Raw genomic sequence first — 566 nt, 5'->3', positions numbered from 1 at the left:
ATCAATCTGTGTGGACACTCATCGTGAGTAATCATCGTATAAGGAGGTGATCCAGCGCCAGGTTCCCCTAGGGTTACCTTGTTACGACTTCACCCCAGTCATGAACCACAAAGTGGTGAGCGTCCTCCCCGAAAGGTTAAACTACCCACTTCTTTTGCAGCCCACTCCCATGGTGTGACGGGCGGTGTGTACAAGGCCCGGGAACGTATTCACCGTGGCATTCTGATCCACGATTACTAGCGATTCCGACTTCATGGAGTCGAGTTGCAGACTCCAATCCGGACTACGACGCACTTTTTGGGATTCGCTCACCATCGCTGGTTGGCAGCCCTCTGTATGCGCCATTGTAGCACGTGTGTAGCCCTACTCGTAAGGGCCATGATGACTTGACGTCGTCCCCACCTTCCTCCGGTTTATCACCGGCAGTCTCCCTGGAGTTCCCGACATTACTCGCTGGCAAACAAGGATAAGGGTTGCGCTCGTTGCGGGACTTAACCCAACATTTCACAACACGAGCTGACGACAGCCATGCAGCACCTGTCTCAGAGTTCCCGAAGGCACACCTG

At 54.1% G+C, this 566-nt stretch carries 1 rRNA gene; it reads right to left on the bottom strand.

Annotated features, from left to right (window positions below):
* Nucleotides 1–39: 39 nt before the first annotated feature.
* A 16S ribosomal RNA gene (locus tag H2O73_RS20290) occupies nt 40–566 on the bottom strand; the annotation flags it as partial.

Source organism: Vibrio marinisediminis, from assembly GCF_014050145.1.
GTDB lineage: Bacteria > Pseudomonadota > Gammaproteobacteria > Enterobacterales > Vibrionaceae > Vibrio > Vibrio marinisediminis.
This window is presented reverse-complemented; position numbering and strand designations above follow the sequence as displayed.